Origin of the sequence: Chungangia koreensis (genome assembly GCF_042651785.1) — a bacterium.
GTDB lineage: Bacteria > Bacillota > Bacilli > Bacillales_A > Planococcaceae > Chungangia > Chungangia koreensis.
Genome location: NZ_JBHSEC010000022.1, coordinates 218,928 through 238,382, shown reverse-complemented (window position 1 = coordinate 238,382; position 19,455 = coordinate 218,928). Strand labels below are relative to the sequence as shown.

At 43.0% G+C, this 19,455-nt stretch carries 29 protein-coding genes; 1 reads left to right on the top strand and 28 read right to left on the bottom strand.

Annotation, left to right across the window (positions count from 1 at the left end):
• Positions 1-6: 6 nt before the first annotated feature.
• The 20 genes from rpmD to rpsJ are packed head-to-tail and all read right to left on the bottom strand — an operon-like array spanning position 7 to position 8,719.
• Entirely contained in the window at positions 7-186 is a 180-nt protein-coding gene (gene rpmD / locus ACFOZY_RS15940; RefSeq protein WP_378157314.1) for a 50S ribosomal protein L30, read from the bottom strand.
• Between the two features lie 13 nt (positions 187-199).
• A complete protein-coding gene (gene rpsE / locus ACFOZY_RS15935; RefSeq protein WP_378157312.1) occupies positions 200-703 on the bottom strand; it encodes a 30S ribosomal protein S5 in 504 nt (167 codons plus the stop codon).
• Positions 704-724: 21 nt separating this feature from the next.
• Positions 725-1,093, bottom strand: a complete 369-nt coding sequence (gene rplR / locus ACFOZY_RS15930; RefSeq protein ID WP_465251166.1) for a 50S ribosomal protein L18 — start codon at positions 1,091-1,093, stop codon at positions 725-727.
• A gap of 23 nt (positions 1,094-1,116) precedes the next feature.
• Complete coding sequence (gene rplF / locus ACFOZY_RS15925) at positions 1,117-1,656, bottom strand: 50S ribosomal protein L6 (RefSeq protein ID WP_378157308.1); 540 nt, start codon at positions 1,654-1,656, stop codon at positions 1,117-1,119.
• 29 nt (positions 1,657-1,685) lie between these two features.
• Positions 1,686-2,084 (bottom strand): 30S ribosomal protein S8, encoded by a 399-nt coding sequence (gene rpsH / locus ACFOZY_RS15920; RefSeq protein WP_378157306.1) that lies wholly within the window; start codon positions 2,082-2,084, stop codon positions 1,686-1,688.
• Positions 2,085-2,113: 29 nt separating this feature from the next.
• Entirely contained in the window at positions 2,114-2,299 is a 186-nt protein-coding gene (locus tag ACFOZY_RS15915) for a type Z 30S ribosomal protein S14 (RefSeq protein ID WP_089801802.1), read from the bottom strand.
• A 19-nt stretch (positions 2,300-2,318) separates the two neighbouring features.
• On the bottom strand, positions 2,319-2,858 hold the full coding sequence (gene rplE / locus ACFOZY_RS15910) for a 50S ribosomal protein L5 (protein WP_378157303.1): 540 nt from the start codon (positions 2,856-2,858) through the stop codon (positions 2,319-2,321).
• 23 nt (positions 2,859-2,881) lie between these two features.
• A complete protein-coding gene (rplX, locus tag ACFOZY_RS15905; protein WP_378157300.1) occupies positions 2,882-3,193 on the bottom strand; it encodes a 50S ribosomal protein L24 in 312 nt (103 codons plus the stop codon).
• A gap of 36 nt (positions 3,194-3,229) precedes the next feature.
• A complete protein-coding gene (gene rplN / locus ACFOZY_RS15900; protein WP_378157298.1) occupies positions 3,230-3,598 on the bottom strand; it encodes a 50S ribosomal protein L14 in 369 nt (122 codons plus the stop codon).
• Positions 3,599-3,643: 45 nt separating this feature from the next.
• Positions 3,644-3,907, bottom strand: a complete 264-nt coding sequence (gene rpsQ, locus ACFOZY_RS15895) for a 30S ribosomal protein S17 (protein ID WP_378157296.1) — start codon at positions 3,905-3,907, stop codon at positions 3,644-3,646.
• An 18-nt stretch (positions 3,908-3,925) separates the two neighbouring features.
• Positions 3,926-4,126: a 50S ribosomal protein L29 gene (gene rpmC, locus ACFOZY_RS15890; protein WP_378157294.1), complete on the bottom strand. Its 201-nt coding sequence runs from the start codon at positions 4,124-4,126 to the stop codon at positions 3,926-3,928.
• Positions 4,116-4,550, bottom strand: coding sequence for a 50S ribosomal protein L16 (gene rplP / locus ACFOZY_RS15885; protein ID WP_378157292.1), 435 nt, complete (start codon positions 4,548-4,550; stop codon positions 4,116-4,118). Before rplP ends, rpmC begins: the two co-directional genes overlap by 11 nt.
• A gap of 2 nt (positions 4,551-4,552) precedes the next feature.
• Positions 4,553-5,209: a 30S ribosomal protein S3 gene (gene rpsC, locus ACFOZY_RS15880; protein ID WP_378157290.1), complete on the bottom strand. Its 657-nt coding sequence runs from the start codon at positions 5,207-5,209 to the stop codon at positions 4,553-4,555.
• 3 nt (positions 5,210-5,212) lie between these two features.
• Positions 5,213-5,557, bottom strand: coding sequence for a 50S ribosomal protein L22 (rplV, locus tag ACFOZY_RS15875; RefSeq protein WP_378157288.1), 345 nt, complete (start codon positions 5,555-5,557; stop codon positions 5,213-5,215).
• A gap of 20 nt (positions 5,558-5,577) precedes the next feature.
• Complete coding sequence (gene rpsS / locus ACFOZY_RS15870) at positions 5,578-5,856, bottom strand: 30S ribosomal protein S19 (protein WP_378157286.1); 279 nt, start codon at positions 5,854-5,856, stop codon at positions 5,578-5,580.
• Between the two features lie 60 nt (positions 5,857-5,916).
• Positions 5,917-6,747 carry a 50S ribosomal protein L2 gene (gene rplB, locus ACFOZY_RS15865; protein ID WP_378157284.1) on the bottom strand — a complete coding sequence of 277 codons (831 nt, stop codon included), beginning with the start codon at positions 6,745-6,747 and terminating at the stop codon, positions 5,917-5,919.
• A 47-nt stretch (positions 6,748-6,794) separates the two neighbouring features.
• The gene (rplW, locus tag ACFOZY_RS15860) at positions 6,795-7,073 is read right to left on the bottom strand and encodes a 50S ribosomal protein L23 (protein WP_378157282.1); all 279 of its coding nucleotides are present in this window, start codon (positions 7,071-7,073) and stop codon (positions 6,795-6,797) included.
• Positions 7,073-7,696 (bottom strand): 50S ribosomal protein L4, encoded by a 624-nt coding sequence (gene rplD, locus ACFOZY_RS15855; protein ID WP_378157280.1) that lies wholly within the window; start codon positions 7,694-7,696, stop codon positions 7,073-7,075. Before rplD ends, rplW begins: the two co-directional genes overlap by 1 nt.
• 25 nt (positions 7,697-7,721) lie before the next feature.
• Positions 7,722-8,351 (bottom strand): 50S ribosomal protein L3, encoded by a 630-nt coding sequence (rplC, locus tag ACFOZY_RS15850; protein ID WP_378157278.1) that lies wholly within the window; start codon positions 8,349-8,351, stop codon positions 7,722-7,724.
• A gap of 59 nt (positions 8,352-8,410) precedes the next feature.
• Positions 8,411-8,719, bottom strand: coding sequence for a 30S ribosomal protein S10 (gene rpsJ / locus ACFOZY_RS15845; protein ID WP_378157276.1), 309 nt, complete (start codon positions 8,717-8,719; stop codon positions 8,411-8,413).
• A gap of 607 nt (positions 8,720-9,326) precedes the next feature.
• On the opposite strand from rpsJ, the gene ACFOZY_RS15840 reads away from it, so the two are divergent.
• Positions 9,327-10,166, top strand: coding sequence for a nuclease-related domain-containing protein (locus ACFOZY_RS15840; protein WP_378157274.1), 840 nt, complete (start codon positions 9,327-9,329; stop codon positions 10,164-10,166).
• A gap of 47 nt (positions 10,167-10,213) precedes the next feature.
• Here ACFOZY_RS15840 and ACFOZY_RS15835 read toward each other — a convergent pair whose 3' ends face one another.
• The 8 genes from ACFOZY_RS15835 to rpoC all read right to left on the bottom strand — a co-directional run bounded on the left by ACFOZY_RS15835 (position 10,214) and on the right by rpoC (position 19,432).
• Positions 10,214-10,336 carry a hypothetical protein gene (locus tag ACFOZY_RS15835; RefSeq protein WP_378157272.1) on the bottom strand — a complete coding sequence of 41 codons (123 nt, stop codon included), beginning with the start codon at positions 10,334-10,336 and terminating at the stop codon, positions 10,214-10,216.
• A gap of 287 nt (positions 10,337-10,623) precedes the next feature.
• Entirely contained in the window at positions 10,624-10,767 is a 144-nt protein-coding gene (locus ACFOZY_RS15830) for a hypothetical protein (RefSeq protein WP_378157270.1), read from the bottom strand.
• A 222-nt stretch (positions 10,768-10,989) separates the two neighbouring features.
• Positions 10,990-12,177 (bottom strand): elongation factor Tu, encoded by a 1,188-nt coding sequence (gene tuf, locus ACFOZY_RS15825; protein WP_378157268.1) that lies wholly within the window; start codon positions 12,175-12,177, stop codon positions 10,990-10,992.
• A 124-nt stretch (positions 12,178-12,301) separates the two neighbouring features.
• Positions 12,302-14,380: an elongation factor G gene (fusA, locus tag ACFOZY_RS15820; protein WP_378157266.1), complete on the bottom strand. Its 2,079-nt coding sequence runs from the start codon at positions 14,378-14,380 to the stop codon at positions 12,302-12,304.
• A gap of 51 nt (positions 14,381-14,431) precedes the next feature.
• The gene (gene rpsG, locus ACFOZY_RS15815; protein WP_378157264.1) at positions 14,432-14,902 is read right to left on the bottom strand and encodes a 30S ribosomal protein S7; all 471 of its coding nucleotides are present in this window, start codon (positions 14,900-14,902) and stop codon (positions 14,432-14,434) included.
• Between the two features lie 38 nt (positions 14,903-14,940).
• Positions 14,941-15,360 (bottom strand): 30S ribosomal protein S12, encoded by a 420-nt coding sequence (gene rpsL / locus ACFOZY_RS15810; protein WP_378157262.1) that lies wholly within the window; start codon positions 15,358-15,360, stop codon positions 14,941-14,943.
• A 99-nt stretch (positions 15,361-15,459) separates the two neighbouring features.
• Positions 15,460-15,708: a ribosomal L7Ae/L30e/S12e/Gadd45 family protein gene (locus tag ACFOZY_RS15805; RefSeq protein WP_378157259.1), complete on the bottom strand. Its 249-nt coding sequence runs from the start codon at positions 15,706-15,708 to the stop codon at positions 15,460-15,462.
• Between the two features lie 127 nt (positions 15,709-15,835).
• Positions 15,836-19,432 carry a DNA-directed RNA polymerase subunit beta' gene (gene rpoC, locus ACFOZY_RS15800; protein ID WP_378157257.1) on the bottom strand — a complete coding sequence of 1,199 codons (3,597 nt, stop codon included), beginning with the start codon at positions 19,430-19,432 and terminating at the stop codon, positions 15,836-15,838.
• Positions 19,433-19,455: the final 23 nt, after the last annotated feature.

Sequence of the window (19,455 nt, the reverse complement as noted above, 5' to 3'; positions counted from 1 at the left end):
TCTATATTACACTTCTTTAACTGTGACTAAGTGAGCGACAGTATTAATCATACCACGAATAGCAGCATTGTCCTCGTGTTCAACCGTTTGATGAGTTTTACGCAAACCAAGAGCTTCTACTGTTTTGCGTTGTGCCGGTTTTGAACCGATCACACTCTTAGCGAGGGTAATTTGTAATTTAGCCATTAGTGTCCCCTCCTTATCCTAACAGTTCTTCTACTGATTTACCGCGTAATTTGGCAACTTCTTCAGCATGTTTTAGTTCTTTCAATCCGGAGATTGTAGCGTTAACCATGTTGATTGGTGTGTTTGAACCAAGGGATTTAGATAGGATATCTGTAATACCTGCAAGTTCAAGTACCGCACGAACAGGTCCACCTGCGATAACTCCAGTACCGGCAGAAGCAGGTTTGATCATAACCTTACCAGCTCCAAAACGGCCCAACACTTCGTGTGGAGTTGTACCGCCAACCATTGGCACTTCGATTAGATTCTTTTTCGCATCTTCAACCGCTTTACGAATTGCGTCAGGTACTTCTTGAGCTTTACCTGAACCGAAACCTACATGACCGTTCTTGTCACCAACAACAACCAATGCAGAGAAACGGAAACGGCGTCCGCCTTTTACAACTTTCGCAACACGGTTAATCGTAACAACGCGTTCTTCCAGTTCACCAAGTTTGTTTGCATCAATGCGACTCATGAGTTGTGTCCCTCCTTCTTCTTAAAATTCTAAGCCGTTTTCACGTGCAGCTTCAGCCAAAGCTTTCACGCGTCCATGATATAAGTAACCGCCACGGTCAAAAACAACTTTCGTTACGTTCTTTTCAACAGCGCGTTTTGCAATTGCTTCTCCGACTTTAACAGCAGCTTCTGTGCTGCCAGTAGAACCTTCGAAACCTTTTTCCATTGTTGTAGCACTTGCAATCGTTACGCCAGCTGCGTCGTCGATCAATTGTGCATAAATGTGTTTGTTCGAACGGTAAACATTCAAGCGTGGACGTTCAGCTGTACCACTGATTTTTGCACGAACACGGCCATGACGTTTTTTACGAACCTGATTTTTATCTTGTTTCGTAATCACCGAGGTCACTCCTTTCTAATGTATATGCGACATTATTTACCTGTTTTACCTTCTTTACGGCGTACATATTCGCCTTCGTAACGGATCCCTTTGCCTTTGTATGGCTCTGGTGGACGTACTTGACGGATGTTGGATGCAAGAGCACCAACTTTTTCTTTGTTGATACCTTTTACAATAATCTTCGTATTGGAAGGAACTTCGATTTCGACACCATCTTCAGCTTCGAATTCAACTGGGTGTGAGTAACCAACGTTCAATACTAGCTTTTTGCCTTGTAGTTGAGCACGGTAACCGACACCTACTAATTCAAGACCACGTGTGAATCCTTCAGAAACTCCAGTTACCATGTTAGCCAACAATGCACGTGTAGTACCGTGGATTGTGCGGTGTTCTTTTGATTCGGAAGGACGAGTCAATGTGATGATATTGTCGTTTTGTTCGATTTTAATATCTTTGTTGAAAGAATTTGTTAGTTCACCTTTAGGTCCTTTAACAACGACTGTATTATTTTCATCAATAGTTACAGTAACGCCTGTTGGAACCTCGATTGGTTTTTTACCTACGCGGGACATTCAGTACACCTCCATTCTTTTGTTGCTGATTACCAAACGTAAGCGATGATTTCGCCGCCCACTTGTTTAGCGCGAGCTTCTTTGTCAGTAAGCAATCCTTGTGATGTAGAAACTAAAGCAATACCAAGGCCGTTCAATACACGAGGAACTTCAGTAGTTTTCGCGTATACACGAAGACCTGGTTTAGAAATGCGTTTCAAGCCAGTGATAACACGCTCGTTATTTTGGCCATATTTCAAGAAGATGCGGATGATTCCTTGTTTGTTGTCTTCAATATACTCAACGTCACGGATGAATCCTTCACGCTTTAGAATTTCAGCAATATCCTTTTTCATGTTGGAAGCTGGAACTTCTAATTTCTCGTGACGAACCATGTTCGCGTTACGAATGCGTGTCAGCATATCTGCAATCGGATCAGTCATTGTCATTTCATTTACCTCCTTCCCAAATTAGGGGATTACCAGCTGGCTTTTTTAACGCCAGGAATTTGTCCCTTGTATGCAAGTTCACGGAAACAAATACGGCAAAGCTTGAATTTGCGGTATACAGAGTGCGGACGTCCACAACGTTCACAACGAGTGTATTCTTGCACTTTGTACTTTGGCGTACGTTTTTGCTTAGCGACCATTGATTTTTTAGCCACGATTTCGCCTCCCTTTATTTTACTTTTGGAATGGCATACCGAATTGTGTTAATAGTTCGCGAGCTTCTTCATCAGTGTTCGCAGTTGTCACAATTACGATGTCCATACCACGGACTTTAGAAACTTTATCGTAGTCGATTTCAGGGAAAATTAATTGCTCTTTAACGCCCAATGTGTAGTTACCGCGACCGTCGAATGCTTTTTTGGAAACACCACGGAAGTCACGTACACGTGGAAGTGAAACAGCGATCAATTTGTCCAGGAATTCATACATACGTTCACCGCGTAGAGTTACTTTCGTTCCGATCGGCATACCTTCACGGAGACGGAAACCTGCGATGGATTTTTTTGCTTTAGTGACTACAGGTTTTTGACCTGAAATCGCTTGTAGATCTTCTACAGCAGCGTCTAATGCTTTAGTGTTTTGAACAGCGTCACCCACACCCATGTTAATTACGATCTTTTCGACCTTAGGCACTTGCATGACGGATTTATATTCAAATTTGCTCATAAGAGCTGGAGTGATTTCGTTTAAATATTTGTCTTTTAGGCGGCTCATGTGTGTACCTCCCTTCAATTAGCTTATTTATCTAGTACTTCACCGGATTTTTTTGCAACACGAACTTTCTTGTCGCCTTCTACCTTGTAACCTACGCGAGTCGGCTCGCCAGATTTAGGATCGATCAACATAACGTTCGAAACGTGAATCGGTGCCTCTTGGCTTACAATTCCGCCTTGCGGATTTGCTTGGTTCGGTTTTGTATGCTTCTTCACGATGTTAACACCTTCTACAAGCACACGTTCTTTCTTAGGATGAGCTTCAAGGATAACACCTGTTTTCCCTTTGTCTTTTCCAGAGATCACCATAACTTTATCGCCTTTTTTTACATGCATTCTGTCGCACCTCCTTGATTGGCACTTTCCTTTGAATTAAAGAACTTCCGGAGCCAAGGAAACGATTTTCATGAAGTTGTTATCACGTAGTTCACGTGCAACTGGTCCGAAAATACGAGTTCCGCGAGGGCTCTTATCGTCACGGATAATTACGCATGCATTCTCATCGAATGTGATGTAAGTACCGTCTTTACGGCGAACACCGCTCTTTGTACGTACGATGACGGCTTTAACTACGTCACCCTTCTTAACAACGCCACCTGGTGTTGCTTTCTTGACTGTTACAACAACTACATCACCGATGTTAGCTGTTTTACGGCCAGAACCACCAAGTACTTTAATTGTTAATACTTCACGGGCACCAGAGTTGTCAGCAACTTTCATACGAGTTTCTTGTTGTATCATTCAGGTTACCTCCCTTCGGAATTTATCTTTTCCGAACATAATTGATTAGATAATAACCGCTTTTTCTACAACCTCTACTAGACGGAAACGTTTTGTAGCGGATAGCGGGCGTGTTTCCATGATACGAACGATATCGCCGATCTTAGCTTCGTTCAATTCATCATGAGCTTTGAATTTTTTAGAGTATTTTACACGTTTACCGTATAGGGAGTGCTTTTTATGCGTCTCAACCAAAACAGTTACTGTTTTGTCCATTTTGTCGGATACGACACGGCCTGTGTATACTTTGCGTTGGTTACGCTCAGTCATTGCTGCAAACCTCCTTTATCAGTTATTTGCACTGATTTCTCTTTCACGAATCACAGTTTTCATACGCGCAATCGATTTACGTACTTCACGAATGCGAGCTGTGTTTTCTAATTGACCAGTCGCCAATTGGAAGCGAAGGTTGAAAAGCTCTTCTTTCAGTGATTTTACATTCTGTTCTATTTCAGCAGTGGTAAGGTCACGAAGTTCTTTAGCTTTCATTAGATTCACCACCAATTTCTTCACGTTTTACGAATTTGGATTTAACAGGAAGTTTGTGTGCAGCAAGACGAAGCGCTTCACGAGCAACCTCTTCACTTACTCCAGCGATTTCAAACATGACTCTTCCTGGTTTTACTACTGCTACCCAGCCTTCAGGAGCACCTTTACCGGAACCCATCCGGACTTCAAGAGGTTTCTTTGTGTAAGGCTTATGTGGGAAGATTTTGATCCATACTTTACCGCCACGTTTCATGTAACGTGTCATAGCGATACGAGCGGATTCGATTTGACGGTTTGTAATCCATCCGGCTTCTACAGCTTGGAGGCCATATTCACCAAATGCTACTTCTGCGCCGCCTTTTGTTTCACCGCGCATTTTCCCACGGTGTTCACGACGGTATTTAACGCGTTTAGGCATTAACATAATTATTTGCCTCCTTCTCCAGAGTTCTTCTTCACTGGAAGGACTTCACCGCGGTAGATCCATACTTTGACACCCAACTTACCGTAAGTTGTGTCTGCTTCAGCATGAGCATAATCGATGTCAGCACGAAGTGTATGAAGCGGAACAGTTCCTTCACTATAATGTTCAGCACGTGCGATATCCGCACCGCCAAGACGTCCAGATACTTGAGTTTTGATACCTTTTGCTCCAGAACGCATTGTGCGTTGGATCGCTTGTTTTTGGGCACGGCGGAATGATACGCGGTTTTCCAATTGACGAGCGATGTTTTCAGCAACAAGTTTCGCGTCAAGATCTGCTCTCTTAATTTCAATGATATTGATGTGTACACGCTTGCCAGTTAGGCTGTTAAGTTCCTTACGAAGGTTTTCAACTTCGGAACCACCTTTACCGATTACCATACCTGGTTTTGCAGTGTGGATTGTAATATTTACACGGTTTGCAGCACGCTCGATTTCTACTTTAGAAACAGATGCGTCTTTCAAACGGCCTTCAATGTATTCACGGACTTTTAAATCTTCATGTAAAAGAGTTGCGTAGTCCTTTTCAGCATACCATTTTGACTCCCAGTCACGGATAATGCCAACACGCATTCCATTAGGATGCACTTTTTGACCCACGAATTATCCCTCCTTCTTCTCAGATACCACGATTGTAATGTGGCTTGTTCGTTTATTGATAGCACTTGCACGGCCTTGAGCACGTGGACGGAAACGTTTCAACGTTGGACCTTCGTCTACGAATGCTGCTGTAACCACCAAGTTGTTAATATCTAAATCATAGTTGTGTTCAGCGTTAGCAACTGCAGATTTTAATACCTTTTCTACAACAGGAGATGCTGCTTTAGGAGTAAGGCGCAAAATCGCAACCGCTTCGCCAACTTGCTTACCTCGGATTAAATCAACGACTAAACGGACTTTACGAGGAGCAATGCGGACTGTACGAGCAATAGCTTTAGCTTCTTGCATTAGGATAACCTCCTCTCAATTTAGCGTCTTGTTTTCTTATCGTCTGCACCGTGCCCTTTATAAGTACGAGTTGGTGCGAATTCGCCAAGCTTATGACCTACCATATCTTCAGTCACGTATACTGGCACATGTTTACGTCCGTCATATACAGCGATCGTTTGTCCGATGAAGGACGGGAAGATAGTAGAACGGCGAGACCAAGTTTTAATTACATGTTTCTTCTCGGAATCCTTTTGAGCTTCAACTTTGTTCATCAAGTGATCATCGACAAAAGGTCCTTTTTTCAAGCTACGACCCATTTTGGAACCTCCCTCCGTGACGTCACCACGGTTCGTTCATTGAACCGCAGTATCATCACATTATTTTTTACGGCGACGAATGATAAGTTTGTCGGATTTGTTTTTCTTCTTGCGAGTTTTATAACCAAGAGCTGGTTTACCCCAAGGAGTAACTGGTGCTTTACGTCCAATTGGAGAACGTCCTTCACCACCACCGTGTGGGTGATCATTCGGGTTCATAACAGATCCACGAACAGTTGGGCGTTTACCTAACCAACGTGAACGACCTGCTTTACCGATGTGGATAAGTTCGTGTTGTTCGTTACCAACTTGACCTACTGTAGCACGGCAAGCGCCAAGGATCATGCGAACTTCTCCGGATTGAAGACGTACGATAACGTATTTGCCTTCTTTACCAAGGATTTGAGCAGATGTACCAGCTGAACGTACAAGCTGTGCACCTTTACCTGGTTTCAATTCAATGTTATGGATAGTAGTACCCATAGGCATGTTTTCAAGTGGAAGTGCGTTACCTACTTTAATGTCTGCATCAGGACCAGAATAGATTGTCATTCCGACTTCAAGTCCTTTTGGAGCTAAGATGTAACGTTTTTCACCATCTATATAGTTAATCAATGCGATATTCGCAGAGCGGTTTGGATCATACTCAATTGTGGCAACGCGTCCTGGGATGCCATCTTTCAAACGTTTGAAGTCGATGACACGGTATTGACGCTTGTGGCCGCCACCTTGATGACGAACAGTCATTCTACCTTGGTTGTTACGTCCGCCTTTACGCTTTAAAGGCTCTAACAATGACTTTTCTGGTTTGTTAGTTGTTAGTTCTTCAAACGTAGAAGTTGTCATGTTACGACGACCATTGGAGGTAGGTTTGTACTTTTTAATCGCCATTTGTTTTCCCTCCTTCTTTTTTGGTTAATTACAGTGTAAGACTATAATTAAAAGATCTCGATTTCTTTGCTGTCAGCAGTCAATTTAACGATTGCTTTACGGCGTTTGTTAGTGTATCCGCCGAATTTACCCATACGTTTGAATTTACCTTTGTAGTTCATGATGTTGACTTTTTCAACTTTCACGTCAAAGATTTCTTCAACCGCTTGTTTTACTTGTGTCTTGTTAGCGCGAGTATCCACGTCGAACGTGTATTTTTTCTCGGCCATAAGTTCAGAAGAACGCTCGGTAATGACCGGACGTTTGATGACATCACGTGCTTCCATTAACCAAGCACCTCCTCTACTTTTTCAACTGCAGCTTTTGTGATCACGAGTTTGTCATGACCTACAAGGTCAAGTACGTTCACACCAGTAGCTGATACGACTGTTACGCCAGGAATGTTACGCGCAGACAATGCTACGTTTTCATCAAGCTCAGCTGTAACAACCAATGTTTTCTTTGCAACGGAAAGGTTAGATAACACTTTCACGAATTCTTTTGTTTTTGGTGCATCGAAAGCTAAACCTTCAAGAACAACGATGTTCTCTTCAAGTACTTTCGCTGAAAGCGCAGATCGCAATGCTAAACGGCGCACTTTCTTCGGTAATTTGTAGCTGTAGCTACGTGGTACTGGACCGAATACTGTACCACCACCACGCCATTGTGGAGAGCGGATAGACCCTTGACGAGCACGGCCAGTTCCTTTTTGGCGCCATGGCTTACGGCCACCACCAGCTACTTCAGAACGATTTTTTACTTTATGGTTACCTTGACGTAGAGAAGCACGTTGTGCAATCACTGCATCAAAGACGACAGACTCATTAGGTTCGATTCCGAAGACAGCATCGTTCAATTCGATTTCGCCGACTTGGGAGCCTGTTTGATTAAATAAAGATACCTTTGGCATTCCTGTTTCCTCCTTTCTTCAGAGATTATTTCGATTTGATAGCAGTTTTAACAACTACCATAGATTTACGAGATCCAGGAACATTACCTTTTACGAGCAATAGGTTACGCTCAGCGTCAACACGGACAACTTGCAAGTTTTGGATCGTCTTGATCACGCCACCCATTTGACCAGGTAATTTCTTTTGTTTGAATACGCGGTTTGGAGCAACCGGACCCATCGAACCAGGACGACGGTGGTAACGGGAACCGTGGGCCATAGGGCCGCGGGATTGTCCGTGGCGTTTAATAACACCTTGGAAACCTTTACCTTTTGTCACACCTGTTACATCGATTAAATCGCCTTCTGCGAAAATTTCTACCTTGACTTCCTGACCAACTTCGTAATCAGCTAAGTTTACATCGCGGAACTCGCGAATGAAGCGCTTAGGAGCAGTGTTCGCTTTAGCTACATGTCCTTTTTCAGGTTTGTTGGAAAGCTTTTCACGCTTATCTTCAAAACCTACTTGGATTGCTTCGTAGCCGTCCGTTTCAACTGATTTCTTTTGAAGTACTACGTTTGGAGCAGCTTCAATTACAGTTACTGGGATCAAATCACCGTTCTCAGCAAATACTTGCGTCATACCGATTTTTCTACCTAAGATTCCTTTGGTCATTAGTCACACCTCCTGTACATTTTTCTGTTGTTTTTGTTTTTTATATAGTCGTTTACCAATTAAAGTTTGATCTCAATATCAACGCCAGATGGTAAGTCAAGCTTCATTAACGCGTCCACTGTTTGTGGAGTTGGGTTAACGATATCGATCAGACGTTTGTGCGTACGCATTTCGAATTGTTCACGAGAATCTTTGTACTTGTGAACGGCACGAAGAATTGTGTACACAGTCTTCTCAGTAGGAAGCGGAATCGGACCTGATACGCTTGCACCTGAACGTTTAGCAGTTTCCACAATCTTTTCAGCGGATTGATCCAACACCCTGTGATCATACGCTTTCAAACGGATACGGATTTTTTGTTTTGCCATTATTTTCCCTCCTTTTCGCCTATTTTCTAGACATTCTCCACGGAAATATCCCGCCAACCCCTGCCATGGCAAAGCGGCCGGGTGTGTCGGCAACCTCCCGCTTCATCGCAGTCAAAGACCAACATTCAACATTATACATAAATAAAAAGAATCTCGCAAGACCTTTGGCGAAATTCTTTTCTGTTGACTTCCCTATTATATATAGGTTTATTCGCATTTTCAATTAAAAAGGAAATTGTCGGAAGATTAAATGGAGTTTGGGAATTGTGGGTGTTGTTTGGGAGAAGGTGTTTAGGGTTGAGGGTTTTAGGTTAGCCAATACAACGTCGGGAGTTTTGACAAAGCAGTACCAATGTTGGAATGACTCTAATTTGGTGTGGTGGTTTTGGTATAGGGAGGGTGTTAAACGAGTTAAGTCTTTTTAATTTGAACGGAAATCCTGATTATGATTCTTCTTTTATTATAGTCGAGTTTCTTCTATATAAATATGCTATGATGTTGGTAAATTGGAGGAGGTGGAAGTTTCATCGTTAAGGCTCATAGGATTTTATTAGTACGACTATCACCACGACATTCTAAATATGCATTGGTTGAAGAGAATTTGAGAATGATTAAAGCTGGAATCCGCGGTGAAGAGAGATTGCTTCAAAAGCTTTCAAGTTTAGAGCAAGAGTTTATTATTCTACCGAATGTCTGCTTAGAATTCGGTGAAGAAAAAGTACAAATCGATTGTCTGCTTTTAAGTAAGAAATGCATCATCGTATTAGAATCGAAGAACATTAGCGGTGACCTATACATAGATTCTGACACTGACGAGTTCTATCGATTAAATAATGATCAGTCTAAGAAGTACTTTCCCAACCCGTACTATCAATTAACGAAGCACATTCGCTTCATGCTGAACTGGACGAAGCAACAAGACTGTTCCATCCCCGTTTCTGGTGCAGTTGTTTTCACTTCCAAGAATGTTACGCTGCGTAACAATCCGTTTCACTATCCATTTAACAAATTGGACTCAGTCTTTGAAAGAGTTCATCGCTTGTCCCCCACTGCTAATCATCTTTCCGACCAAGAACTCTCTTCTATTGAAATGAACATTCACTTATCCCATCGACCGTTCCAACGTCAAAATTCTTTACTTGAGCAATATGAGATTAACCACGCTGACATTATCAAAGGAATCGTTTGTCCTTCTTGCAAAGTGTATTCACTGATCAGGGACAAATACTACTGGCAATGCGGTCATTGCTGTTATAAATCAAGGACCGGCCTCCAACAAGCGATCGAAGAGTATTTCACTCTTGTAAAACCGACTATAACAAATCAAGAGTTTCGTGATTTTTTTGGAGTTAAATCAATGAAAACCGCCACTAATATGCTAACAAATTTGGATTTAAAAGCTTCCGGATCTAAAAGAAACAGAATTTATATGCGTAAGCAGATGTGAAGTGAGAATTAAACACGTATTCCACAATACTCCGGTTTCAATCAGCATTAAATGGCTGTGGGGCAGCATTGATTTCTCGTATCAGCATTATCTATTGGTGAGTCAGCATTAAACTCGATCCATTCAGCATTAAACAGCTGTGAGTCAGCATCGATTTCTCGTATCAGCATTACCTATTGGTGAGCCAGCATTAAACTCGATACATTCAGCATTAAACAGCTGTGGGGCAGCATTGATTTTCCGTACCAGCATTATTTGTTGTTGAGTCAGCATTAAATTCAATACATTCAGCATTAAACGGCTGTGGGGCAGCATTGATTTTCCGTACCAGCATTATTTGTTGTTGAGTCAGCATTAAACAGCTGTGGTTCAGCATTGATTTTCAGTACCAGCATTATTTCTTGTTGAGTCAACATTAAACTCGATCCATTCAGCATTAAACGGCTGTGGGGCAGCATTAATTTCTCGTATCAGCATTATCTGTTGTTGAGTCAGCATTAAACTCGATCCATTCAGCATTAAACGGCTGTGGGGCAGCATTGATTTTCCGTATCAGCATTATTTGTTGTTGAGTCAGCATTAAACTCGATCCATTCAGCATTAAACGGCTGTGAGTCAGCATTGATTTCTCGTATCAGCATTATCTGTTGTAGAGTCAGCATTAAATTCAATCCAGTCAGCATTAAACGGCTGGGGGTCAGCATTGATTTCTCGTACCAGCATTACCTATTGGTGAATCAGCATTTCCAGTATATTTTCTTCTTTTCATTCAAAAAACCCCCGCTGCCGAAGCAACGGGGGTTTTCTTATTCCCAAAGGGGAATTATTTTGTGATTGTAGCTACAACGCCAGCGCCTACTGTACGTCCACCTTCACGGATAGAGAATTTTGTACCTTCTTCAAGAGCGATTGGGGAGATCAAAGAAACTGTCATTTCGATGTTGTCTCCAGGCATAACCATTTCAACGCCTTCTGGAAGGTTAACTACGCCAGTTACGTCAGTTGTACGGAAGTAGAACTGTGGACGGTAGTTAGAGAAGAATGGAGTATGACGTCCACCCTCTTCTTTAGAAAGAACATAAACTTCAGCTTTGAAGTCTGTGTGTGGAGTGATAGAGCCTGGCTTAGCCAAAACTTGACCACGTTGGATTTCTTCACGAGCTACCCCACGAAGAAGAGCTCCGATGTTGTCTCCAGCTTCTGCATAGTCAAGAAGCTTACGGAACATTTCTACACCTGTTACAGTTGTAGATTTTGGTTCTTCAACAAGACCGATGATTTCAACAACGTCACCGACTTTAACTTGACCGCGCTCTACACGACCAGTAGCAACTGTACCACGACCAGTGATTGAGAATACGTCCTCAACTGGCATCATGAATGGTTTGTCAGTTTCACGAACTGGATCTGGAATGTAAGAGTCAACAGCGTCCATCAATTCAACGATTCTTTCTTCCCATTGAGCGTCTCCTTCAAGAGCTTTCAATGCAGAACCTTTGATAACTGGGATGTCATCGCCAGGGAAATCGTATTCAGAAAGAAGGTCACGAATTTCCATTTCAACTAGTTCAAGAAGTTCTTCGTCGTCTACCATGTCACATTTGTTCATGAATACAACAAGGTAAGGAACACCTACTTGACGAGAAAGAAGGATGTGCTCACGAGTTTGTGGCATTGGGCCGTCAGCAGCAGATACTACCAAGATCCCGCCGTCCATTTGAGCAGCACCAGTGATCATGTTTTTAACGTAGTCAGCATGTCCTGGGCAGTCAACGTGTGCATAGTGACGCTTATCAGTTTCATACTCGATGTGAGAAGTGTTGATTGTGATTCCACGCTCTTTTTCTTCTGGCGCGTTATCGATTTGGTCGTAAGATTTTGCTTCTCCGCCCATTTTCTTAGAAAGAACTGTAGCGATTGCAGCAGTTAAAGTTGTTTTACCATGGTCAACGTGACCAATTGTACCAACGTTCGCATGTGTTTTGGAACGATCAAATTTTGCTTTAGCCATGTTAGGATTTCCTCCTTAAATATAAGAAATAGTTTTAATTTATCGTTACAGATGGCGGAGGACATAGTCCCCCATCATCCATAGCTTATAGAATAGTTATACTAAATAACTGGTGAACTTTCAATTATTCACCTTTATTTTTTTTGATGATTTCTTCAGAAATAGATTTCGGTACTTCTTCATAGTGATCGAACACCATGGAGAATGTTCCGCGTCCTTGTGTATTGGAACGTAGGGACGTTGCGTAACCGAACATTTCAGAAAGTGGAACCATCGCACGTACAACTTGTGCGTTACCACGAGCATCCATACCTTCTACACGTCCGCGACGGGAAGTGATGTCACCCATGATGTCTCCGAGGTATTCTTCAGGAATAACAACTTCGACTTTCATCATTGGCTCAAGAAGTACTGGATTTACTTTAGATACAGCGTTTTTAAGTGCCATGGAAGCGGCAATTTTGAACGCCATTTCGTTGGAGTCAACATCATGGTATGAACCATCGAATAGTTTCGCTTTGATGTCGATCAATGGATATCCTGCAAGTACACCGTTATCAAGCGAGTCACGAAGACCTGCTTCAACAGCCGGAATGTATTCACGTGGAACAACCCCACCAACGATAGCGTTTTCGAATTCGAAGCCTTTACCTTCTTCGTTTGGAGCGAACTCGATCCAAACGTGTCCGAATTGTCCACGACCACCGGATTGACGTACGAACTTACCTTCAACTTTAGCAGAATCACGGAATGTTTCACGGTAAGATACCTGTGGAGCACCCACGTTTGCTTCAACTTTGAATTCACGGCGCATACGGTCAACTAAAATATCAAGGTGAAGCTCACCCATACCCGCGATGATTACTTGGCCAGTTTCTTGGTCAGTATGAACGCGGAATGTTGGATCTTCTTCTGCCAATTTAACGAGTGCAGTACCCATTTTATCTTGGTCAGCTTTAGATTTTGGTTCTACAGATAGAGAGATAACCGGTTCTGGGAATTCCATGGATTCAAGGATAACTTGTGCCTTGTCATCACATAGTGTATCTCCAGTCGTTGTATCTTTCAAACCTACTGCCGCTGCGATATCTCCAGAGTAAACTTCAGCGATTTCTTCACGGTGGTTCGCGTGCATTTGTAGAATACGTCCTACACGTTCACGTTTACCTTTAGTAGAGTTTTGTACATAAGAACCTGATTGAAGTGTTCCGGAATACACACGGAAGAACGTCAATTTACCAACATAAGGGTCAGTCATAACTTTGAACGCCAATGCAGAGAATGGAGCAGAATCGTCAGCAGGACGAGTCGTTTCTTCTTCTGTATCAACATCGATACCTTTCATCGGTGGGATATCCAACGGAGATGGAAGGTATGCAATGACAGCATCCAACATTTTTTGAACACCTTTGTTTTTGAAGGCAGTACCACATACTACTGGATAGAATTCAACGTTGACTGTACCTTTACGGATTCCTTCTTTCAACTCATCAGTTGTAATCTCTTCTCCGCCAAGATATTTCTCCATCATTTCTTCATCAAGTTCAGCAACCGCTTCAATTAGCTTTTCACGGTATTCTTGAGCTTGATCCATGTATTCTGCAGGAATTTCACCTTCTGTTGTATCTGTGCCTAAATCATTACCGTAGAAAGTAGCAGTCATTTCTACAAGGTCAATGATTCCTTCAAATTGATCTTCAGCACCGATCGGTAATTGGATCGGGTGAGCGTTCGCTTGAAGGCGGTCATGAAGTGTTTTAACAGAGTACAAGAAGTCTGCACCTGTTTTATCCATTTTGTTAACAAAAACGATACGTGGAACACCGTAGTTTGTTGCTTGGCGCCATACTGTTTCTGTTTGTGGTTCTACACCGGATTGAGCATCAAGTACTGTAACAGCACCGTCAAGTACACGTAGGGAACGTTCAACTTCAACAGTGAAGTCTACGTGTCCTGGAGTGTCGATGATGTTTACGCGATGACCTTTCCATGATGCAGTTGTCGCAGCAGAAGTGATCGTGATTCCACGTTCTTGCTCCTGTTCCATCCAGTCCATTTGGGAAGCACCTTCGTGTGTTTCACCAATTTTGTGGATACGACCTGTGTAATAAAGGATACGCTCAGTCGTTGTTGTTTTACCAGCATCGATATGCGCCATGATTCCAATATTACGTGTATTCTCCAAGGAGAATTCTCTAGTCATATTGTAGGTCTCCTTCCGTCTCGGATTAGAGTGATTAGTATAGGTATTAGATTACCAACGGTAGTGAGCAAATGCTTTGTTAGCTTCTGCCATTTTGTGCATATCTTCACGTTTCTTGACGGATGCACCAGTGTTGTTGGATGCATCAAGGATTTCGTTAGCAAGACGCTCTTCCATCGTTTTTTCGCCACGAAGACGTGAATAGTTCACAAGATAACGAAGACCTAAAGTTGTACGGCGGTCTGGGCGCACTTCAACCGGTACTTGATAGTTTGCACCACCGACACGGCGAGCACGAACTTCAAGAACTGGCATAATGTTGTTAAGTGCAGCTTCGAATACTTCCAATGGATCTTTACCGGAACGCTCTCTAATTAATTCGAAAGCTCCATAAAGGATTTTTTGAGAAGTACCTCTTTTACCATCAACCATCATTTTATTAATCAAGCGTGTTACCAGTTTCGAATTATAAATAGGATCTGGAAGCACGTCACGTTTGGAAACAGGACCTTTACGAGGCATGTGGTTTCCTCCTTTCGATTATTCTGCTAAGTGGATTATTATTTCTTTTCTTTCGGACGTTTTGCACCGTATAGGGAACGGGATTGCATACGACCGTTAACCGCTGCAGTGTCAAGTGCACCACGAACGATATGATAACGTACCCCTGGTAAGTCTTTTACACGTCCGCCGCGGATTAGAACGACGCTGTGCTCTTGAAGGTTGTGGCCTTCACCTGGGATATACGCGTTAACTTCGATTTGGTTTGTCAAACGTACACGTGCATATTTACGCAACGCGGAGTTTGGTTTTTTCGGTGTCATCGTACCAACACGAGTACAAACACCACGTTTTTGTGGAGAGTTAACATTTGTCAAGGATTTCTTGAAGCTGTTGTACCCTCTGTTCAACGCTGGAGATTTCGATTTCGTGCTTTTGGATTTACGAGGCTTACGTACCAATTGGTTAACTGTAGGCATCGATTACTCCTCCCTTCATTCATTTCTTTGTAATACCACACATCCAGGTGGTTCATTTTTGGGGTAAAAACAAAGTCTTTGCGTCTGGCGCAAAAACTGCTATTCAGCAATCGCAACGATTGTAGCTGCTACTTGGATCCCGCATGCCTTTCCCAATTCTCTTTTAGAATCAACGAAATACACGGGTATTCCTTTATTCTTAGCTGATTGGACCACCGGTTCGGTAATCCGCTCTTCAGCGTCAAGGGCAACGAATAACTCTTTCACTTGACCTGAATCCATCGCTTTCGCTGTTTGCTTTGTACCGATGATTGTTTTCTTCGCCTGTTTAACTCTTTCATAAGACATTTACATATCCTCCAAAGTACAGACAGTCAACTCTCAACCTTAAATATAGTAACATCGCTGAGTTTCAGTGTCAACTCTTATCAAAAAATTCCGGGGAAGAAAGTTTCCCCGGAATCAGATTGTCTCTTTACTCTGCTGCGATCGGCTCTTCGGTAGTTTCTTCCTGATCCATCCGAATTTGACGATAACGCTGCATACCAGTACCCGCCGGAACGAGTTTCCCGATAATGACGTTTTCTTTCAATCCGAGCAATTCGTCGCGTTTTCCTTTGATCGCTGCATCTGTCAAGACACGTGTTGTCTCTTGGAAGGATGCTGCAGATAGGAACGATTCAGTCTCAAGAGATGCTTTCGTAATACCTAAGATGACCGGACGCGCAGTAGCTGGAATTCTGCCATTGACCACTGCTTCTTTATTCGCATCAGCGAACTGATGAATATCGAGCAATGAACCAGGAAGCAGATCAGTTTCACCAGCTTCGATGACACGCACTTTGCGAAGCATTTGGCGAACCATGACTTCAACGTGTTTGTCGCCGATTTCTACCCCTTGCATACGGTAAACTTTTTGGACTTCTTTAAGCAAGTATTCTTGAACAGTCGAAACATCTTTTACGATCAAAAGCTGTTTCGGATCAATGGAACCTTCAGTAAGTGCCTGCCCGCGCTCAATTTGATCGTTCAACATGACTTTCAAACGAGCGTTATATGGTGCTGTATACTTACGTGTTTCCACTTCACCTTGAATTGTAATCTCTTTTTGGCCTTCGCGGATTTCATCAATTTCGGTGATTACACCGTTAATTTCTGAAATGACTGCTTGACCTTTCGGATTACGCGCCTCGAAGATTTCTTGGATACGCGGGAGACCTTGTGTAATATCGTCTCCAGCAACACCGCCTGTATGGAATGTACGCATAGTCAACTGAGTACCAGGTTCACCGATGGATTGAGCAGCAATGATTCCGACTGCTTCCCCAACTTCCACTTTGTCGCCTGTTGCCAAGTTGATACCGTAACATTTCTTACATACTCCGTGTTTCGTGTTACATGTAAATGCAGAGCGGATTGTTACTTCATCGATTCCAGCTTCCAAAATTGTTTTCGCAACATCTTGGTCAATCAAGCTGTCTTTCGGTAAAATAACTTCCTTCGTTTCCGGATGATAGATCGTTTTCTTAGAATAACGACCGATAATCCGTTCATCAAGACCTTCGATGATTTCTGTTCCATCCATCAATGCACCGATTGTTAAGCCACGGTCAGTTCCGCAGTCATCTTCACGGACAATAACGTCTTGAGCAACGTCGACAAGCCGGCGAGTCAAGTAACCGGAGTCAGCTGTCTTAAGCGCTGTATCCGCAAGTCCTTTACGAGCACCATGGGTAGAAATGAAGTATTCCAATACGGTCAAACCTTCACGGAATGAAGATTTGATCGGCAACTCGATAATCCGTCCAGACGGGTCAGCCATCAGACCACGCATACCTGCAAGCTGAGTGAAGTTTGATGCGTTACCACGGGCACCAGAGTCACTCATCATGAAGATTGGGTTAAGACTATCAAGGGACTTCATCAACTGATCTTGAATGGTATCCTTCGCCTGGCTCCAATAAGAGATGACACGGTCGTAACGCTCTTCTTCCGTGATTAGACCACGGCGGAATTGCTTCATGACTTTATCAACCTTATCTTGTGCTTCTTGAAGGATTTGGCCTTTGTTAGGCAAAACGACGATATCGGAAATACTAATAGTAAGACCAGCTTGCGTCGAATATTTGAATCCAAGGTTTTTCATGCGATCCAGCATCTTAGAAGTTTCAGTGATATGGAATCGTTTGAAGACTTCCGCAATGACGTTACCGAATGTTTTCTTCTTGAATGGCGAAACAAGTTCAGCTTCTGCGATATGTTTCTTAATGTCCGTTGTAGCCGGAACGAAATACTTCGCAGGTGTTTCAACTTCTAAATTATAATCTGTCGGCTCGTTAATGTACGGGAACGTTTCCGGCAAGATTTCGTTGAAGATGACTTTACCGACAGTTGTTAAAAGAAGCATTTTGTTCTGCTCTTCAGTGAATGTCGGGTTCTTCAATGAGCCTGCTTGGATTGCAATTCTTGAATGAAGATGTACATGACCGTTATTGTAAGCGATCATTACTTCATTTGGACCGTAAAATACAGAACCTTCGCCGATTGCATCTTTACGCTCAAGAGTTAGGTAATAGTTACCCAATACCATATCTTGAGAAGGTGTTACGACCGGTTTACCATCTTTCGGGTTCAAGATGTTCTGAGCAGCAAGCATGAGCAAACGAGCTTCTGCTTGAGCTTCAGCAGAAAGTGGTACGTGGACCGCCATTTGGTCACCGTCAAAGTCGGCGTTATACGCAGTACATACGAGCGGGTGAAGACGGATTGCACGACCTTCTACAAGTGTCGGTTCAAATGCTTGAATTCCGAGCCTGTGAAGCGTAGGGGCACGGTTTAAAAGTACCGGATGCTCACGAATGACGTCTTCAAGAACATCCCAAACTTCTGAGTGAAGACGTTCAATTTTACGTTTCGCGCTCTTAATATTATGAGCTAATCCTCGTTCAACAAGTTCTTTCATGACGAAAGGCTTGAATAATTCGATTGCCATTTCCTTCGGAAGACCGCATTGGTACATTTTCAAGTGAGGACCAACAACGATAACGGAACGGCCTGAGTAGTCAACACGTTTACCTAATAAGTTTTGACGGAAACGTCCTTGTTTCCCTTTCAGCATATGAGAGAGGGATTTCAACGGGCGGTTACCAGGTCCTGTTACCGGACGGCCGCGGCGTCCATTGTCAATCAATGCATCAACAGCTTCTTGCAACATCCGTTTTTCGTTTTGAACGATAATGCTTGGCGCACCAAGATCAAGTAAACGTTTTAAACGGTTGTTACGGTTGATCACACGACGATAAAGGTCATTCAAGTCGGATGTAGCGAAACGACCTCCGTCAAGTTGAACCATCGGACGCAACTCCGGAGGAATGACAGGAAGTACATCCAAGATCATCCAATCCGGTTGGTTGCCGGAATGACGGAACGATTCTACTACTTCAAGGCGTTTGATCGCACGAGTACGTCTTTGTCCTTGAGCAGTTTTCAATTCTTCTCTTAATGCATCTGTCTCTTTGTCGAGGTCGATTTCCTGAAGAAGGCGTTTGATCGCTTCCGCACCCATCAACGCAGTGAATTTTGTGCCGTATTTTTCACGATATGCACGGTATTCTTTCTCAGACAGAAGTTGTTTCTTCTCAAGCGGAGTATCCGCAGGATCTACAACTACGTATGATGCAAAATAGATGATTTCTTCCAAAGCACGCGGGGACATATCCAAGATTAGGCCCATTCGGCTCGGGATTCCTTTGAAATACCAAATATGTGTTACAGGAGCTGCCAACTCGATGTGGCCCATGCGTTCACGACGGACTTTAGCACGAGTGACTTCAACGCCGCAACGGTCACAAACTACGCCTTTGTAACGGACACGCTTATATTTACCGCAATGGCATTCCCAGTCTTTTGTAGGTCCGAAAATGCGTTCACAGAACAAACCGTCTTTTTCCGGTTTCAATGTACGGTAGTTGATGGTTTCAGGTTTTTTAACTTCTCCGTAGGACCAAGAACGAATCTTATCCGGTGAAGCTAAACCAATTTTCATGTATTCGAAATTATTAACATCTATCAAGGAGCCTACCTCCCTTTAGTCTT

Bases quoted from the DNA above. Each gene is read 5' to 3' on its own strand.
- rpmD (WP_378157314.1), bottom strand. From the start codon at position 186: ATGGCTAAATTACAAATTACCCTCGCTAAGAGTGTGATCGGTTCAAAA.
- rpsE (WP_378157312.1), bottom strand. From the start codon at position 703: ATGAGTCGCATTGATGCAAACAAACTTGGTGAACTGGAAGAACGCGTT.
- rplF (WP_378157308.1), bottom strand. From the start codon at position 1,656: ATGTCCCGCGTAGGTAAAAAACCAATCGAGGTTCCAACAGGCGTTACT.
- rpsH (WP_378157306.1), bottom strand. From the start codon at position 2,084: ATGACAATGACTGATCCGATTGCAGATATGCTGACACGCATTCGTAAC.
- rplE (WP_378157303.1), bottom strand. From the start codon at position 2,858: ATGAGCCGCCTAAAAGACAAATATTTAAACGAAATCACTCCAGCTCTT.
- rplX (WP_378157300.1), bottom strand. From the start codon at position 3,193: ATGCATGTAAAAAAAGGCGATAAAGTTATGGTGATCTCTGGAAAAGAC.
- rplN (WP_378157298.1), bottom strand. From the start codon at position 3,598: ATGATACAACAAGAAACTCGTATGAAAGTTGCTGACAACTCTGGTGCC.
- rpsQ (WP_378157296.1), bottom strand. From the start codon at position 3,907: ATGACTGAGCGTAACCAACGCAAAGTATACACAGGCCGTGTCGTATCC.
- rpmC (WP_378157294.1), bottom strand. From the start codon at position 4,126: ATGAAAGCTAAAGAACTTCGTGACCTTACCACTGCTGAAATAGAACAG.
- rplP (WP_378157292.1), bottom strand. From the start codon at position 4,550: ATGTTAATGCCTAAACGCGTTAAATACCGTCGTGAACACCGTGGGAAA.
- rplV (WP_378157288.1), bottom strand. From the start codon at position 5,557: ATGCAAGAAGCTAAAGCTATTGCTCGTACAGTCCGCATTGCTCCTCGT.
- rpsS (WP_378157286.1), bottom strand. From the start codon at position 5,856: ATGGGTCGTAGCTTGAAAAAAGGACCTTTTGTCGATGATCACTTGATG.
- rplB (WP_378157284.1), bottom strand. From the start codon at position 6,747: ATGGCGATTAAAAAGTACAAACCTACCTCCAATGGTCGTCGTAACATG.
- rplW (WP_378157282.1), bottom strand. From the start codon at position 7,073: ATGGAAGCACGTGATGTCATCAAACGTCCGGTCATTACCGAGCGTTCT.
- rplD (WP_378157280.1), bottom strand. From the start codon at position 7,696: ATGCCAAAGGTATCTTTATTTAATCAAACAGGCTCCCAAGTCGGCGAA.
- rplC (WP_378157278.1), bottom strand. From the start codon at position 8,351: ATGACCAAAGGAATCTTAGGTAGAAAAATCGGTATGACGCAAGTATTT.
- rpsJ (WP_378157276.1), bottom strand. From the start codon at position 8,719: ATGGCAAAACAAAAAATCCGTATCCGTTTGAAAGCGTATGATCACAGG.
- ACFOZY_RS15840 (WP_378157274.1), top strand. From the start codon at position 9,327: ATGATTAAAGCTGGAATCCGCGGTGAAGAGAGATTGCTTCAAAAGCTT.
- ACFOZY_RS15835 (WP_378157272.1), bottom strand. From the start codon at position 10,336: ATGCTGATACGAGAAATCGATGCTGACTCACAGCTGTTTAATGCTGAA.
- ACFOZY_RS15830 (WP_378157270.1), bottom strand. From the start codon at position 10,767: ATGCTGAATGGATCGAGTTTAATGCTGACTCAACAACAAATAATGCTG.
- tuf (WP_378157268.1), bottom strand. From the start codon at position 12,177: ATGGCTAAAGCAAAATTTGATCGTTCCAAAACACATGCGAACGTTGGT.
- fusA (WP_378157266.1), bottom strand. From the start codon at position 14,380: ATGACTAGAGAATTCTCCTTGGAGAATACACGTAATATTGGAATCATG.
- rpsG (WP_378157264.1), bottom strand. From the start codon at position 14,902: ATGCCTCGTAAAGGTCCTGTTTCCAAACGTGACGTGCTTCCAGATCCT.
- rpsL (WP_378157262.1), bottom strand. From the start codon at position 15,360: ATGCCTACAGTTAACCAATTGGTACGTAAGCCTCGTAAATCCAAAAGC.
- ACFOZY_RS15805 (WP_378157259.1), bottom strand. From the start codon at position 15,708: ATGTCTTATGAAAGAGTTAAACAGGCGAAGAAAACAATCATCGGTACA.